Source organism: Moraxella lacunata (assembly GCF_002027545.1).
GTDB lineage: Bacteria > Pseudomonadota > Gammaproteobacteria > Pseudomonadales > Moraxellaceae > Moraxella > Moraxella lacunata.
The window spans coordinates 49,642-63,080 of record NZ_MXAN01000009.1; the positions used below are offsets into that span (position 1 = coordinate 49,642).

Consider the following 13,439-nt stretch of genomic DNA (forward strand, 5'->3'; position numbering starts at 1 on the left):
TGAATGTTGGTATTTGCAATGAAAAATGAGAAAAATCGTACGTTTTTCAGGGAAAAAACGCAGGCTGATAGTCATTCTATCAGACAAGTTTTTGACGCAGAAAAACCAGATTTAGCCATTTTTCATGCAAAAATTGATAAAAGTGTTAAATTTTCATCTTATTTTATAAGAATATTATCAATGTTCAACACGCCCTATTTTAAAAAGGGTAAAATTATAACCCATTCACACCGCAAAACACACAAACCATTTGGCAAATCTTGTCTTTTTCGCTATAATATCACGTTTATTTTTATTTGATAATACCATGTGCCAACATTGCGACAGCCACGCCACGCCCGCCTTTTCTTTTGATGTAGAAGCCACCGCCCAGAACTACGCCAATATCATCTTGGCCAGTGGCGAAAATCTAAGCCGTGAAGGACTGCTTGATACGCCCATGCGTGCCGCCAAAGCCTTTGGCGACTTGACGGCAGGTTATCATCAAGACCTACATACGGTTGCCAATAATGCCGTATTTGCCAGCGATAATGCTGATTTGGTGCTTGTGCAAAACATTGAATTTTATTCATTGTGCGAGCATCACATCTTGCCGTTTTTTGGCGTGGCACACATCGGCTATCTGCCAAATGGTAAGGTATTGGGCTTATCCAAATTGGCTCGCATTGTTGATATGTATGCCAAACGCCTACAAATCCAAGAAAACCTAACCAAACAAGTCGCCCAAGCCATCCATGAACTCACGGACTGTCGTGGTGTGGCGGTCGTCATGGATGCAAGCCATATGTGCATGATGATGCGTGGTGTGGGCAAACAACAGTCCACCACTCGCACCACGTGTATGCTTGGGGTGTATGAGACGGACAATCAAGCACGAAATGAATTTTTGGGCACCATTCCTAAGCGTGCGCCAGCATTTGGCTGATGGTGATCTGTTTTGGAATTAGAAATAGGCACGATAAAAAGCCCTTAATGTAGAGTTAAGGGCTTTTTCAATTGGGTTAATGATGGGTTAAATGATGTGGATTAACCCAAAAACGCATTATACATCCAAATTTCTTTTTCTTGGGCTTGAATGTAGCCTGTTACGATATCAGCAGTACCTTGGTCAGATGCTGATTCGGCAAGCTCGGCAACGGCTCGTTGTTCTTCGATAAGTGTTTGTAAGCCCTTAACCACGCCTTCCACACAGCCACGACCATCAAACACGCCTTTGTCTTCTTTGATGCTAGAACGCTCGGCAAAGTCGCTATAAGCGTGTAGTGGCGTGCCACCTAGGGTTAGGATACGTTCGGCAATTTCGTCAATTTGCAGTTGTAGCTCGGTGTACAGCTCTTCAAATTTTGGGTGCAAGGTAAAAAAATGCTCGCCTTTGACATTCCAATGATAGCCACGCACGTTGATATAAAACAGATGATAGCTAGACAGTAGGGCGTTTAGGGCTTTGATGACTGGGGTAAGTTCTGCTTTTTCAAGACCGATTTGATTGGTACTCATAACATTTCTCCGATTGGTTGGTTTATAAATCAGTATTATAAATTGATTTTTGGTAATCAATTTATTTATATAATCATAATACCACAATTTTATGATGAGTAAAATTAGTGATTTTGATGATTATCATAAATTTATTCAATAAATACACAGTAAATTTGTGGATTTATTGAGAATCATTATACTGTTATATTATCCGCTTTCAAGCCCTTTGGTGTAACTTCTTGTAAATGCTTGATGACGGTATTTACGGGGAAATGCTGTTGGCTTAGGCGTTTTGGCAGGATTTGACTGCCCTTTTGTCCATTTAGCTCAAACATGATAAAAACAAAATTGGCCGTCTCGTCCCATTGGCTAACTGCCGACCACGGAATGACCCCTTGTTGCATGGGGGCGTGGCGTAGGTTCATGCCACGCATTTGCGGAGCGGGGGCATTTTTGACAGGCACAGCCATGATAAGCCCATGACTTTGCACGCCAAGTTTTAGCTCACTCATCTCATCGGGCAGACCGCTCTCGGCAACTTGTTTTTCAAATTCTTTTTTCATGTACCATTGTAGCCCAAGCGTCCGCAGGGCAAGGTAGATGCCCACGCCCACAAGCATAATCCAAAAAATAATCGTAGAATAGCCACTGACAAAAATAAGCCCCAAAATGGCAAGCACGACCAACACGCCCAAAATTCCCCATTCTTTGGTGCGAATGGATTTGAAGCCGACCGATTGGGCGGTTTTTTCAAATAGGGCAAGCTGTGCCGATTTGAATTCAGCGTCCGTCATGTTTAGGGCGACAGGTTGTAGGGTGTAGGGGTAGAGTGCGTCTTGTTTTTTGGTTTTGGCTTGGCTCATGGCGGTCAATTCTCGGTAAAAATGCCTATATTACCCAAAACTTGCCAAAAAATAAACCCAAAAAACAAAAACAAGTGAAATTTTGTGGTAAATTTGATATGATGAGCAAAATTTTAGTAAAAAGGTAAACCCATGCTAGACCCCAAATTATTACGCACCGATTTGACTACTTTAAAAGAAAAACTGGCAACCCGTGGCTATGAACTTGACGTGGTGTTTTGGACGGACGTAGAAACCAAACGCAAGGAACTACAAGTCCGCACCGAAGAATTGCAAGCCCAAAAAAACGCAGGGGCAAAAAAAATTGGCGAATTAAAACGCAGTGGCGAAAATGCCGATGACCTGCTTGCCCAAATGGAAAAAGTCAGCGACCAGATGAAAACCGCCGAAAACGAGTTAAGAGACTTGCAAGCGGTTATCACAAACGCAAGCCTTGCCATACCGAACCTGCCCGATGACAGCGTGCCTGTGGGGGTGGACGAGAGCGACAACGTGGAAGTACGCAAATGGGGCGTGCCACGAGTCTTTGATTTTGAGATTAAAGACCATACCGACATTGGCGAAGGCTTGGGACAGCTTGATTTTGCGTTGGCAAGCAAACTCACAGGGGCAAGATTTAGCACATTAAAAGGCGGACTTGCACGGCTTAACCGAGCGTTGATTCAGTTCATGCTAGACACGCACATCAGTAAGGGCTACACCGAAATGTATGTGCCTTATATGGTAAATGCCGAGAGCTTAAAGGGGACAGGGCAACTGCCTAAATTTGAAGAAGACCTATTTAAGGTGTCAGACAGCTATTATATGATACCGACAAGTGAAGTGCCACTCACCAACACTGTGCGTGATACCATTTTATCACCAAGCGATTTGCCGATGAAGCTCACCGCTCATACGCCTTGTTTTAGAAGTGAAGCAGGGTCGGCAGGACGAGACACTCGTGGGCTTATCCGTCAGCACCAATTTGAAAAAGTAGAAATGGTGCAAATCGTGCGAGCGGACACGTCCATGCAAGCCCTAGAAGAGATGACTGCCCAAGCCGAGAGTATTTTGCAAGCGTTGGAGCTTCCCTATCGTGTCATCACGCTATGCACAGGCGACATGGGCTTTGGGGCGGTCAAGACTTACGATATTGAAGTGTGGCTACCGTCTCAGGATACTTATCGTGAGATTAGTAGCTGTTCTAACTGTGGCGATTTTCAGGCTCGCCGTATGGGGGCAAGGGTTAAGGACGGTAAGCAAACCGAGCTTGTCCATACCCTAAACGGCTCAGGGCTTGCGGTGGGCAGAACGCTCCTTGCCATCTTAGAAAACCACCAAAACGCAGACGGCACGGTCAATATTCCTAAGGTACTGCAACCTTATATGGGTGGACTTGAAGTGTTGAAATAATGTTTTCATACAAACCGTTTAGTCTTGGGATTAAGCGGTTTTTTCTTGCCAAAATTCGCCCAATAAGGCGGATTATGCTATAATACCGCAAATTTTCACTTCTAGAATTTGGATACTCCTTATGCCAACCCCCCTAAACCAACGCCACAACGCCAACGCCATTCGTATCCTTGCTATGGACGCCGTCCAGAAAGCCAACTCAGGACACCCTGGGGCTCCGATGGGCATGGCGGACATTGCCGAAGTCGTGTGGCGTGAATTTTTAAATCACAACCCCAAAAACGCCAAATGGGCAAACCGAGACCGCTTTGTGCTGTCAAACGGACACGGCTCTATGCTACTGTACGCCTTGCTACATTTGTCGGGTTATGATTTGACGATTGATGACATCAAAAATTTCCGCCAACTGCACGCCAAAACCGCAGGACACCCCGAACATGGCTATGCGGACGGCATTGAGACGACCACAGGGCCTTTGGGGCAAGGCATTGCCAATGCGGTGGGTTTTGCCTTAGCTGAAAAGACCTTGGCAGGACAGTTTAACAAACCCGACAACGCCATCATCAACCACTATACCTACTGCTTTTTGGGGGACGGTTGCCTTATGGAAGGTGTGTCGCACGAAGCCTGTTCGCTCGCTGGTACGTTAGGACTTGGCAAGCTCATCGCCTATTATGATGACAATGGCATTTCTATTGACGGCATCGTTACAGGCTGGTTCTCTGACGACACCGCCAAGCGTTTTGAAAGCTATAACTGGCAAGTACTCCACGTGGACGGACACGATGCCGATGCCATTCGTGAAGCAACTTTGCAAGCCAAAGCCGAAACCAACAAGCCTACGCTCATCATCTGTAAAACCATCATCGGTCTGGGTAGTCCCAACAAACAAGGCAAAGAAGACAGTCATGGTTCGCCACTTGGTGTCGATGAGATTACGCTAACTCGAAGCGAATTGGGCTGGAATAATGCCAATGCCTTTGAGATTTCCGATGACATTTATCAAGCGTGGAATGCGTGCGATAAGGGCGAGAAGTTAGAAAACGACTGGAACGCCCAATTTGCCGAGTATCAAGCCAAATATCCAAGTGAGGCGAGCGAGCTACAACGCAGACTGTCAGGCGAGTTGCCAAGCGATTTTAACGCCAAAGCGGACGAGTTTATCAAAGCCTGCCAAGCCAAAGGCGACACCATCGCCACTCGTAAGGCAAGCCAAAATACCATTGGTGCGTTTGCTCCATTATTGCCCGAGATTTTGGGCGGTTCGGCAGACTTGGCAGGATCAAACTTGACCTTGTGGAGCGGTGCTAAGGGCGTACAAGACCACGCTGACGGCAACTATGTACACTATGGCGTGCGTGAATTTGGCATGACCGCCATCGCCAACGGGGTGGCGTTGCATGGCGGATTTATCCCTTATACTGCCACGTTTTTGATGTTTATGGAGTACGCTCGTAATGCGGTGCGTATGTCAGCTCTCATGAAACAGCGTATCATCAATGTCTACACCCACGACAGCATTGGGCTTGGCGAAGACGGCCCGACCCATCAGCCTGTGGAGCAGATTGCAAGCCTACGCCAAACGCCAAACCACTTCACTTGGAGACCGTGCGACACGGTAGAGACGGCGGTGGCGTGGAAAGTTGCCCTACAAACTGCCAATGCCCCAACGTCCCTTATCCTATCTCGCCAAAACCTTGCCCATCAAGACCGTACGGACGAGCAGGTTGCCTTGATTGAAAAAGGGGCATATGTGCTTGCCAAAGAGCAAGGCGACTTGCAAGCCATCATCATCGCCACAGGGTCGGAGGTGGACTTGGCAATGCAAGCTCACAAGACACTAACCGAGCAGGGCGTGGGCGTGCGTGTGGTATCTATGCCATGTGCCGAAGTTTTTGTCAAACAAGACCGTGATTATATTGAAAGCGTACTGCCTAGCGATGTAAGAAATCGTGTGGCGGTGGAAGCGGGCATTACCGATTATTGGTATAAATTTGTCGGACTTGACGGCAAAGTCATCGGCATGACGACTTTTGGCGAGTCCGCCCCCGCCAAAGACTTGTTTAATCATTTTGGTATTACCACCGATAAAGTCGTGGAAGCGGTGAAATCGTTGATTTGATTTTGACTGTTTGATGTTTTACAATAAAACCAATCAGTACTATGCTGATTGGTTTTTTAATGCTTAATCCTAAGTCCTAAATCCTAAATCCTAAATCCCAAAAGGAGCAAATCATGGGTATGTACGCCAGTTATTATGCCATTGACGACAGTCAAGCCAAAGAATATAAAGCGTTATTGTCAAATAATGATGACGACAGCGTGGAAGAATTTTTTGAAAATTTAGAAGAGCTTGATGACAATATTGATGATGAAGATTTTGCCAATCTTGATAAATTATGGGACGGCTTGCATTTTTTATTGACGGGCTTTGCCAGTTATGATGATGAAGATGAAGTCAAAACCCCAGAGCAGATTGCTTTGTATCAAGGGTTTTTTGGTACGGACGCACTAAGCGATGAAGGGGTGTATTTATTGGACGCTGATAACGTTGCCAATGTAGTCAATGCCCTTAATAAAGTAGATATTGATAAGCTCATCAAACAGGCGGATTTTACCAAGTTTGAAGAAGCTGATATTTATCCGTCCATTTGGGATGATGAAGATGAATGTGATGAGATTGGCGAAGAGCTGGCAGAATACTTTGAAAAATTTAAACGTTTTTATCAAAATGTATTAAAAAATAACCGCTCGGTGCTGATTGTGATTTGTTAGATAAAATTTAGACAAAGTTTAGACAAAATGGTTGTTTTTGTTTTTATCTGGATTTAAAACGATTTTTGATAAAGTAAATCAAAAAAACCGCATCACAACAACACCCCTTTATCATCATATTAAATGCTCAAACACCCTAGGCGTGTCTCCATAATACACGCCCAGCCCCACGCCCGTTGGTCCATGATTGGCGAGTGCGACGGTGGATATGGGAATGACGGGAATGTCATGCAGCCCATATTCATTGGCTAAGAGTCTTTTAAATTCATGCGTATGTAGTCCGATGGATGTGTCTACCATGTATATAAAGGCGTTTCGGTTGGCGGCTTGACCCACGACGATGTCCGCCATGTAATGCATGACCCGCTCAAATTTACGCACTTTTTCTTTGACCACGACATAGCCGTTATCGTCAATCCATAAGATGGGTTTGATGTTAAGTAGATTGGCAAAAAAGCCAGCAGGGGCAGAGAGTTTCTTTCTTTGTATTAAAACACTCAGGTCAGATAGACTCATGATGAATGCGTTATTGGCTCGCAGGGCATTTAAGCGGTGGATGATGTCAAGCATGGATTTGCCTTCTTGCATCATTAGGCTTGCTTCAAATGCCAAAGCTCCTTCATTGATGTTGATGGTTTTGCTGTCGTACAGATAGATGTTCATTTTGCCGACATACTTGGGGATGACTTTTGAGAAATTCTCATGGGCTTGGCTCAGTACCGAAGCGGCGGTGCAGACCAGTACTTCTTCATAATCTGACTCATACAACTCATCAAAAATCTCTTCAATCTCTTGGCAAGTGGGCGGTGTGGAATAAACGTCCAAATGGGGGTTTTGGTAGAGCATGCCGCTCAGACGGGCGGTGTCAATGTCTTTGCCATCCAAAAAATGAGTGCCATTAACCATGATGTGAAGTGGCACCAAACGAATGCCGTGCGGTACTGATAAATGCCCAATGCAGGAAGTGGACGTGCTAAGAACGATGCGTTTCATGGGTATTCCTTTGGTAAGTTGCCATGATTTTACTAAAAATCATTGGTCTTGTAAATAGCATCATTTGATATTTTAAATCAAAGCAAAAACAAAAAAAGCGAACCGAAGTCCGCTTGTTAGAGCATGCCTACCCTGACTATTTGAGATATTTGACGATTCTGGGTACTTTACCGTAATACACGCCCAGCCCCACGCCTGTCGGCCCATGGTTGGCAAGGGAGACGGTGGAGACAGGGATGACTGGCACATTGCGAAGTCCGTAGCCATTGACAAACAGTTCTTGGAAACTGTCGGTATAAAAGCCCATGGAAGTATCAACCATATAGATAAAAGCGTCTTTGTTGCCAATGTGGGCGATGGCAGTCTCTGCCATGTAGTTAATACTACGTTCGATTTTGCGGATTTTGTCACGGGGAATGACACGCCCGATATCATCCACCCACATGATGGGCTTGATGCCAAACAGATTGGCGATAAAGCCAGCAGGGGCGGAGAGTTTTTTGTTGCGGACGATAAAGTTTAGGTCAGATAAGGTAAACATGAACAGGCTGTTTTTGCGTAGCTCATCCAAGCGATTGATGATGTCAAGCATGGATTTGCCTTCTTGTATCATCAAGTCCGCTTCAAATGCCAACGCCCCTTCGTCAATATTTAGGGTTTTGGTGTCGTAAACATAGATGTTCATTTTGCCAACAAATTTAGTTTTTAGGGTGTTAAAAATCTCATGGCTTTTACTGATGGCGGATGAGATGGTGCAAACCAGAACTTCTTCGTAGCCTTCGGCATACAGTTCGTCAAATAGGGCATTGATTTCATCAGCGGTTGGTGGGCTGGTTGTGACGGATAGGTTGGGGTTGTCGTAGAGCATTTTGCTCAGACGAGCCGTATCGATGTCTCTGATATCAAGGTGGTCTTTGCCATTGATGATGACGTGAAAAGGCACCAGACGGACAGCGTGGGGCGTGTTAATGTAGTTTAGGCTAGAAGAAGATGTGCTAAGAACGATGCGTTTCATGAAAACCTTGCTAGATGGCAAAAAGAGTGGGATGGCTGTGCCAAACGCAACAATGTTCTTGTTTTTGTGGGGTGTTAAAATGGTTTGGCGATAAGTGATTATTTTAAATAAATTTACCCAAAAAGTAAACGCTTGGTGGGTGTTTTTTTGGTGGTGGTCTAAAAAGTATGCCAAATTGGGTTTTCTGCTCGCCCTGAACCTGCCTGTGGGTGGGAAAACCATTATGGGCAGGCATGGGTCACCACAAACGGAAAAACCCTTGTTGTGTTTTGAATGGAATTTACCATAAGTTAAACAGCAGGCTAAATGGGCAGGGTAAATAGCCCTGCATGTACTTGACCGATTTTGGTGGATTTAAAGAGGTTGGCACAAAAAGGGGTAAGAATGTCATTTAGGGCAGTGTTGCTCTCAATATAGCACAACGTGTCAGCGTGGTAAAGCCCATGCTCGATAATGCCACTGATGATGTCGTGCCAAATATCAAGTGCATAAGGCGGGTCAATAAAGATGACATCAAAGGGCGTGCCAAGCGTGGGTAGGGCGGTTTGGGCGGTGTCGTTGATGACGGACAGCTGACTGCGGGTGAGTTTTAGGCTGTCGGCATTATCTTCGATGGTGCGTGCTTGGGTGGGGCTAGGTTCTATCATGACGACGTGAGATGCCCCCCGTGATAGTGCTTCAAAGCCCAACACGCCCGAGCCTGCACAGACGTCTAGCACTTTGGCGTCATGAATGTCTGCCATGAGCCAGTTAAAAAGTGTCTCACGCAAGCGGTCAGGGGTGGGTCTTAATCCGTCAGCGTCTATAAAGCTGATGCTACGGCGTTTAAACTGTCCGCCGATGATACGGACTTGATTGGTGGCTTTGTTGGTGGTTTTGAAGCTTGCTTTGGGTGGTTTTGCCATGGGTCTCTCTTGGCGGTGTTTATTGGGTGGTATGGTTGGGTTTATTAAGCCATTTAAGCTCTAGCTGATTTATTTGCCTCTTTGGCTTTGCGTTCTGCTTCTTTGCGTCGAGCTTCTTCTTGTTTACGCAAGGCTTCTTGGCGTTTGGCTTCTTCTTCTGCCTTTTTGCGTTCTTCTTCGGCTTTTGCTCTGGCTTTTTCGGCTTCTGCCTTGGCGATTTTGGCTTTGATGGCTTCACGCTTGGCGGCACGGATTTTTACCAATTCTTCATCGCTGGGTGGTGTGATGGGGTTGGTCTCACGTTGGAGAATCCAGTAATCAAATAACGCTCGCCCGATGGGAGCCGCCACTTTACCACCGCCACCACCGTTCTCGACGATGACTGCGATGGCGATTTGGGGGTCATCCACGGGGGCAAAACCCGAGAACCACGCATGGTCCCAGTGACGGGAGCTGATGGCGGCTTTGTTATAGCTTTTGCCTTGGGCGATAGATTTGACCTGTGCCGTACCTGTTTTGCCTGCCATGCGATAACGGGTGGTGTAGATGTTCTTTGCTGTACCCCGTTTGACAGTGTCTTCCATGGCGGTATGCATTCTGTCCCAGTCGGCTTCGGTGCCATTAAAGGGGATGACTCCGTCAGGTTTGTCAATGATGGTCACAGGAGCCTGCCCTTCAGAGCGTTTGAGCAGGTGGGGCGTTAGGTGTTTGCCCTTGATGGCGGTCATGGCGGTGGCATTGGCAACTTGTAGGGGGCTTGCCAAAAATGCCCCTTGTCCGATAGAGACCGAGATGGTCTCGCCCGGTAGCCACTCTTTGCCGTAGGTGTCCATTTTCCATTTGGGTGATGGCATGATACCCCCCTTTTCGTTGGGTAGGTCAATGCCTGTTTTTTTGCCAAAACCAAAACTACTCATCCAGTCATGAAGCTTGTCAATGCCCATGCGGTGAGCATTTTTATAATAATAGGTATCCACACTCATGATGATGGATTTGCTCATATTGACCGTGCCATGCCCGCCTTTTTTCCAGTCACGAAAACGGTGACTGTCCCCTGGTAAGCTAAAATAACCAGGGTCAAAAATGGTGTCATTCCAACCCATGATGCCATAATGCAAAAAGCCCATGCTCTCAAAGGGTTTGATGGTAGAAGCAGGTGGGTATAGCCCTTGCAAGGCACGGTTATATAAAGGTTGGTCAATGTCATCTCGAAGCATGCCATACTCTTTGCTGGATATGCCAGAGACAAAGGGATTGGGGTCATAGCTGGGGTTGGAGACAAAGGCAAGGACGTCGCCATTTTTTGGGTCAAGTGCCACAATCGCCCCACGTCGTCCTGCCAGTTGTTTTTGGGCGGCCATTTGTAGTCCATAATCTAAACTCAGATACAAATCGTTGCCCGCCACAGGGGGTTTGGTGTCTAGCTGTCTTAGAATCTCGCCATGAGCGTTGGCTTCAACGGATTGATAGCCTGGTTTGCCAAGTAAGACTTCTTCGTATTGGGCTTCGATGCCGATTTTGCCAATCAGGTCGGTGCCAGCGTACAGGGCTTTTTTGTAGTCGTCTTCGGCGATTTTTTTGGCTTCTTTGTCGTTGATACGCCCGACATAACCGATGACATGGGCGAACAGCTCGTCATGGGGATAGACACGGGTGAGTTTGGTCTGAATGCTTACCCCCCGAAAAAAAGGCTTTCGCTCACTAAACTGTGCAATCTGCTCTTCGGTCAAATCCATCTTGATGGTAATGGGGTCATTTTTGGATTTGTCTATCCTTGCCAAAATGTCCGTAATCTCTTCATCAGTCAGACCAAAGATGGGGGTGAGCAATTTTAGGGTATAGGCTAGGTCTTCAATCTCATCGGGGCTGATGACCGCAGAAAAAACCGGTACGTTATCGGCAAGCAACACACCATTACGGTCATAAATATAACCCCGTGATGGCGGGTCGGAGATGAGTTTGATGCGGTTGTTATCAGCGTTGGTTTGGTATTTATTGTATTGATGAACCTGTAAAAAACCATAACGAGCAAACAGTCCAATCATGCCAATAAGCACAAATAACGACGCCACGATCACTCGGCGTACAAAGACGCGAGTGCTGATGTCAGAATCGTTAGGACGTGATGAGGTCATGATTGGCACAAAAGAACAGCAAAAACCCCTAATTATAGCATATTTTCAAAGGTGTATTCAAATTTATAAGATTTATTCAAAAGCAAATTTGGGCAAAAGATTTGCGTGATGGTTTTGACAAAATAGACAAAACTGTGGTAGAATTATCCGTTTTATTTTGTTAATTTTATTTTGTCAATTAGCCAATAGTCTAGCCCATTGCCAAACCCCAACAAGTGATGATTTATGTTCAATTCCATCTGGCAAGCCCTAGCTGAACACCCCGAATTTATCGCCATGCTCACCATTCCGCCCGTTACGGCTTTTGTAACATGGGCTCATGTATGGATGGCGTTGGAGATGTTATTTCACCCCATTAAGTTTTGGGGTATTCGTGTGCGTGGTATGCCGTGGGGCTTGCAGGGCTTGGGCTGGCAAGGCATTGTCCCTGCCAAAGCAGGCAAAATCTCTGGGGTCATCGTTGACCAAACTTTATCCAAACTTGGTAACATCGATGAGTTTTTGCAGGCGATGGAACCTGAGGAGATGGCACAGTTCATCACCGAGACGGTGGACAAAAACCTAGAAAGTCTCATTGATGAGATTATGCTCGAACGCTACTACGCCCTGTGGACGCACACGCCCTATGCCATTAGACGGCGGATTTATGCTCATGCACACAGCGAGATGCCAGCGGTGATGAAGTCCTTAGTCATTGACCTAACCACCAATGTTGAGGAGTTGGTGGACATGCGTGCGATGATTGTCAAACGCATGGAGAGCGACCGTAAGCTCATGGTAGATATGTTTTTGCGGGTGGGTAAAAAAGAGATTAACTTCATCTGGAAAATCAGTGCCGTGATTGGCTTTGGTTTTGGGATTGTTCAGATGGGGATTTTTTATTTTGTGCCACAGCATTGGACGGTGCCATTTTTTGCGGCGATTTGGGGGGCATTGACCAACTGGATTGCCATTTGGATGGTGTTTAATCCTGTCGAACCCAAAAAAGTCCCTTTTATCCGTCTGTTCCGCTATGATAATGGTCGGGTCAAACCCATGTTGCCCCATTTTCATGTCTATGACTGGCAGGGCGGTTTTATGAAACGCCAAGATGAAGTGTCCAGCGTTTTTGCTGAGATTGTTGTGAATGAGCTGGTTACGCTCGAAAACATCATGAGTGAGATGATGTACGGCACTCGCTCGGCAAAAACCCGTGAACTCATGAAATCGCACCTGTATGAGTTGTTAGAGTCGCCTGTGGTCAAATCCATTTTAAAAGTGGGTATGGACAACAAAGAGCTAAGTGCCTTTAAAGACACCATTATTGACAAATCCATTGATGCGACCATGATACCCATTAGAGACCCTAAACTGAACACATCTCGGGCAAGCAAAATCTTTGGGCTGTTTGAATCTCGCATTCGAGAACTCTCACCCCATGAATTTCAAAACCTGCTAAGACCTGCCTTTAAAGAAGATGAGATGACATTGGTGATTTTGGGGGCGATAACGGGGCTATTGGCAGGGTGGCTACATTTGATTGCGGTGTTTTTTTGAGTGGTTTGAATGTTTATTTAAATTTAGAATTAAATGGCATTGTTAATTAACCATACCTTTGGGTAGATTTGTAGGGGCAAATCAAATTTGCCCTGTGATAAAGATAAAGTGTTGATTTTTGGGCGAATAAATTGCCCCTACACGTCCAAATTTTAAAATATATCTTTATTAAACAATACCAAATAAATTATTGCCAAACTTGATTATTATGATATTAAATGGTGCGTGGTATGCACCCTACGATTTATTTAATTTATAAGTTATTTATAAATTAAAACCATTAAATTTATTTTTTAATTAGACTTCTTTCCAAACCCCGATTTTTGTGGATTTTTAAAAACCTCAA

The 13,439-nt window shown here is 45.5% G+C and carries 13 protein-coding genes; 7 read left to right on the forward strand and 6 right to left on the reverse strand.

Going from position 1 to position 13,439, the window contains the following annotated elements; translation table 11 throughout:
• Positions 1-18 precede the first annotated feature (18 nt).
• Both B5J94_RS02015 and folE read left to right on the forward strand, forming a co-directional pair.
• Complete coding sequence (locus B5J94_RS02015; RefSeq protein WP_079363896.1) at positions 19-300, forward strand: hypothetical protein; 282 nt, start codon at positions 19-21, stop codon at positions 298-300.
• A 7-nt stretch (positions 301-307) separates the two neighbouring features.
• On the forward strand, positions 308-925 hold the full coding sequence (gene folE, locus B5J94_RS02020; RefSeq protein WP_062499244.1) for a GTP cyclohydrolase I FolE: 618 nt from the start codon (positions 308-310) through the stop codon (positions 923-925).
• A 101-nt stretch (positions 926-1,026) separates the two neighbouring features.
• On the opposite strand, the gene B5J94_RS02025 is transcribed toward folE, so the two are convergent.
• Both B5J94_RS02025 and B5J94_RS02030 read right to left on the reverse strand, forming a co-directional pair.
• Entirely contained in the window at positions 1,027-1,497 is a 471-nt protein-coding gene (locus B5J94_RS02025) for a Dps family protein (RefSeq protein WP_062499245.1), read from the reverse strand.
• Between the two features lie 176 nt (positions 1,498-1,673).
• A complete protein-coding gene (locus B5J94_RS02030; protein WP_062499246.1) occupies positions 1,674-2,342 on the reverse strand; it encodes a YcxB family protein in 669 nt (222 codons plus the stop codon).
• 132 nt (positions 2,343-2,474) lie between these two features.
• Here B5J94_RS02030 and serS point away from each other — a divergent pair, with 132 nt between their 5' ends.
• From serS to B5J94_RS02045, 3 genes are all read left to right on the forward strand, one after another.
• A complete protein-coding gene (serS, locus tag B5J94_RS02035; RefSeq protein WP_062499247.1) occupies positions 2,475-3,734 on the forward strand; it encodes a serine--tRNA ligase in 1,260 nt (419 codons plus the stop codon).
• Positions 3,735-3,855: 121 nt separating this feature from the next.
• The gene (gene tkt, locus B5J94_RS02040; RefSeq protein ID WP_062499248.1) at positions 3,856-5,856 is read left to right on the forward strand and encodes a transketolase; all 2,001 of its coding nucleotides are present in this window, start codon (positions 3,856-3,858) and stop codon (positions 5,854-5,856) included.
• A 113-nt stretch (positions 5,857-5,969) separates the two neighbouring features.
• Positions 5,970-6,509 carry a YfbM family protein gene (locus tag B5J94_RS02045; RefSeq protein WP_062499249.1) on the forward strand — a complete coding sequence of 180 codons (540 nt, stop codon included), beginning with the start codon at positions 5,970-5,972 and terminating at the stop codon, positions 6,507-6,509.
• 114 nt (positions 6,510-6,623) lie between these two features.
• Here the strand turns inward: B5J94_RS02045 and B5J94_RS02050 are convergent, their stop codons facing one another.
• Together B5J94_RS02050 and B5J94_RS02055 are read right to left on the reverse strand one after the other, a co-directional pair.
• Positions 6,624-7,502: a DegV family protein gene (locus tag B5J94_RS02050; protein ID WP_062499250.1), complete on the reverse strand. Its 879-nt coding sequence runs from the start codon at positions 7,500-7,502 to the stop codon at positions 6,624-6,626.
• A 136-nt stretch (positions 7,503-7,638) separates the two neighbouring features.
• Complete coding sequence (locus tag B5J94_RS02055; RefSeq protein WP_062499251.1) at positions 7,639-8,517, reverse strand: DegV family protein; 879 nt, start codon at positions 8,515-8,517, stop codon at positions 7,639-7,641.
• Positions 8,518-8,611: 94 nt separating this feature from the next.
• Between B5J94_RS02055 and B5J94_RS14430 the strand changes: the two genes are divergently transcribed.
• The gene (locus B5J94_RS14430) at positions 8,612-8,806 is read left to right on the forward strand and encodes a hypothetical protein (protein WP_062499252.1); all 195 of its coding nucleotides are present in this window, start codon (positions 8,612-8,614) and stop codon (positions 8,804-8,806) included.
• A 13-nt stretch (positions 8,807-8,819) separates the two neighbouring features.
• Here B5J94_RS14430 and rsmD read toward each other — a convergent pair whose 3' ends face one another.
• Both rsmD and mrdA read right to left on the reverse strand, forming a co-directional pair.
• Positions 8,820-9,422 carry a 16S rRNA (guanine(966)-N(2))-methyltransferase RsmD gene (rsmD, locus tag B5J94_RS02060; RefSeq protein ID WP_062499253.1) on the reverse strand — a complete coding sequence of 201 codons (603 nt, stop codon included), beginning with the start codon at positions 9,420-9,422 and terminating at the stop codon, positions 8,820-8,822.
• A gap of 53 nt (positions 9,423-9,475) precedes the next feature.
• Positions 9,476-11,557: a penicillin-binding protein 2 gene (gene mrdA / locus B5J94_RS02065; RefSeq protein WP_062499254.1), complete on the reverse strand. Its 2,082-nt coding sequence runs from the start codon at positions 11,555-11,557 to the stop codon at positions 9,476-9,478.
• 225 nt (positions 11,558-11,782) lie between these two features.
• Between mrdA and B5J94_RS02070 the strand changes: the two genes are divergently transcribed.
• Positions 11,783-13,093, forward strand: coding sequence for a hypothetical protein (locus B5J94_RS02070; RefSeq protein WP_062499255.1), 1,311 nt, complete (start codon positions 11,783-11,785; stop codon positions 13,091-13,093).
• Positions 13,094-13,439: the final 346 nt, after the last annotated feature.

Coding starts and splice junctions, on each gene's coding strand:
- B5J94_RS02015 (WP_079363896.1), top strand. CDS start 19: ATGAAAAATGAGAAAAATCGTACGTTTTTCAGGGAAAAAACGCAGGCT.
- folE (WP_062499244.1), top strand. CDS start 308: ATGTGCCAACATTGCGACAGCCACGCCACGCCCGCCTTTTCTTTTGAT.
- B5J94_RS02025 (WP_062499245.1), bottom strand. CDS start 1,497: ATGAGTACCAATCAAATCGGTCTTGAAAAAGCAGAACTTACCCCAGTC.
- B5J94_RS02030 (WP_062499246.1), bottom strand. CDS start 2,342: ATGAGCCAAGCCAAAACCAAAAAACAAGACGCACTCTACCCCTACACC.
- serS (WP_062499247.1), top strand. CDS start 2,475: ATGCTAGACCCCAAATTATTACGCACCGATTTGACTACTTTAAAAGAA.
- tkt (WP_062499248.1), top strand. CDS start 3,856: ATGCCAACCCCCCTAAACCAACGCCACAACGCCAACGCCATTCGTATC.
- B5J94_RS02045 (WP_062499249.1), top strand. CDS start 5,970: ATGGGTATGTACGCCAGTTATTATGCCATTGACGACAGTCAAGCCAAA.
- B5J94_RS02050 (WP_062499250.1), bottom strand. CDS start 7,502: ATGAAACGCATCGTTCTTAGCACGTCCACTTCCTGCATTGGGCATTTA.
- B5J94_RS02055 (WP_062499251.1), bottom strand. CDS start 8,517: ATGAAACGCATCGTTCTTAGCACATCTTCTTCTAGCCTAAACTACATT.
- rsmD (WP_062499253.1), bottom strand. CDS start 9,422: ATGGCAAAACCACCCAAAGCAAGCTTCAAAACCACCAACAAAGCCACC.
- mrdA (WP_062499254.1), bottom strand. CDS start 11,557: ATGACCTCATCACGTCCTAACGATTCTGACATCAGCACTCGCGTCTTT.
- B5J94_RS02070 (WP_062499255.1), top strand. CDS start 11,783: ATGTTCAATTCCATCTGGCAAGCCCTAGCTGAACACCCCGAATTTATC.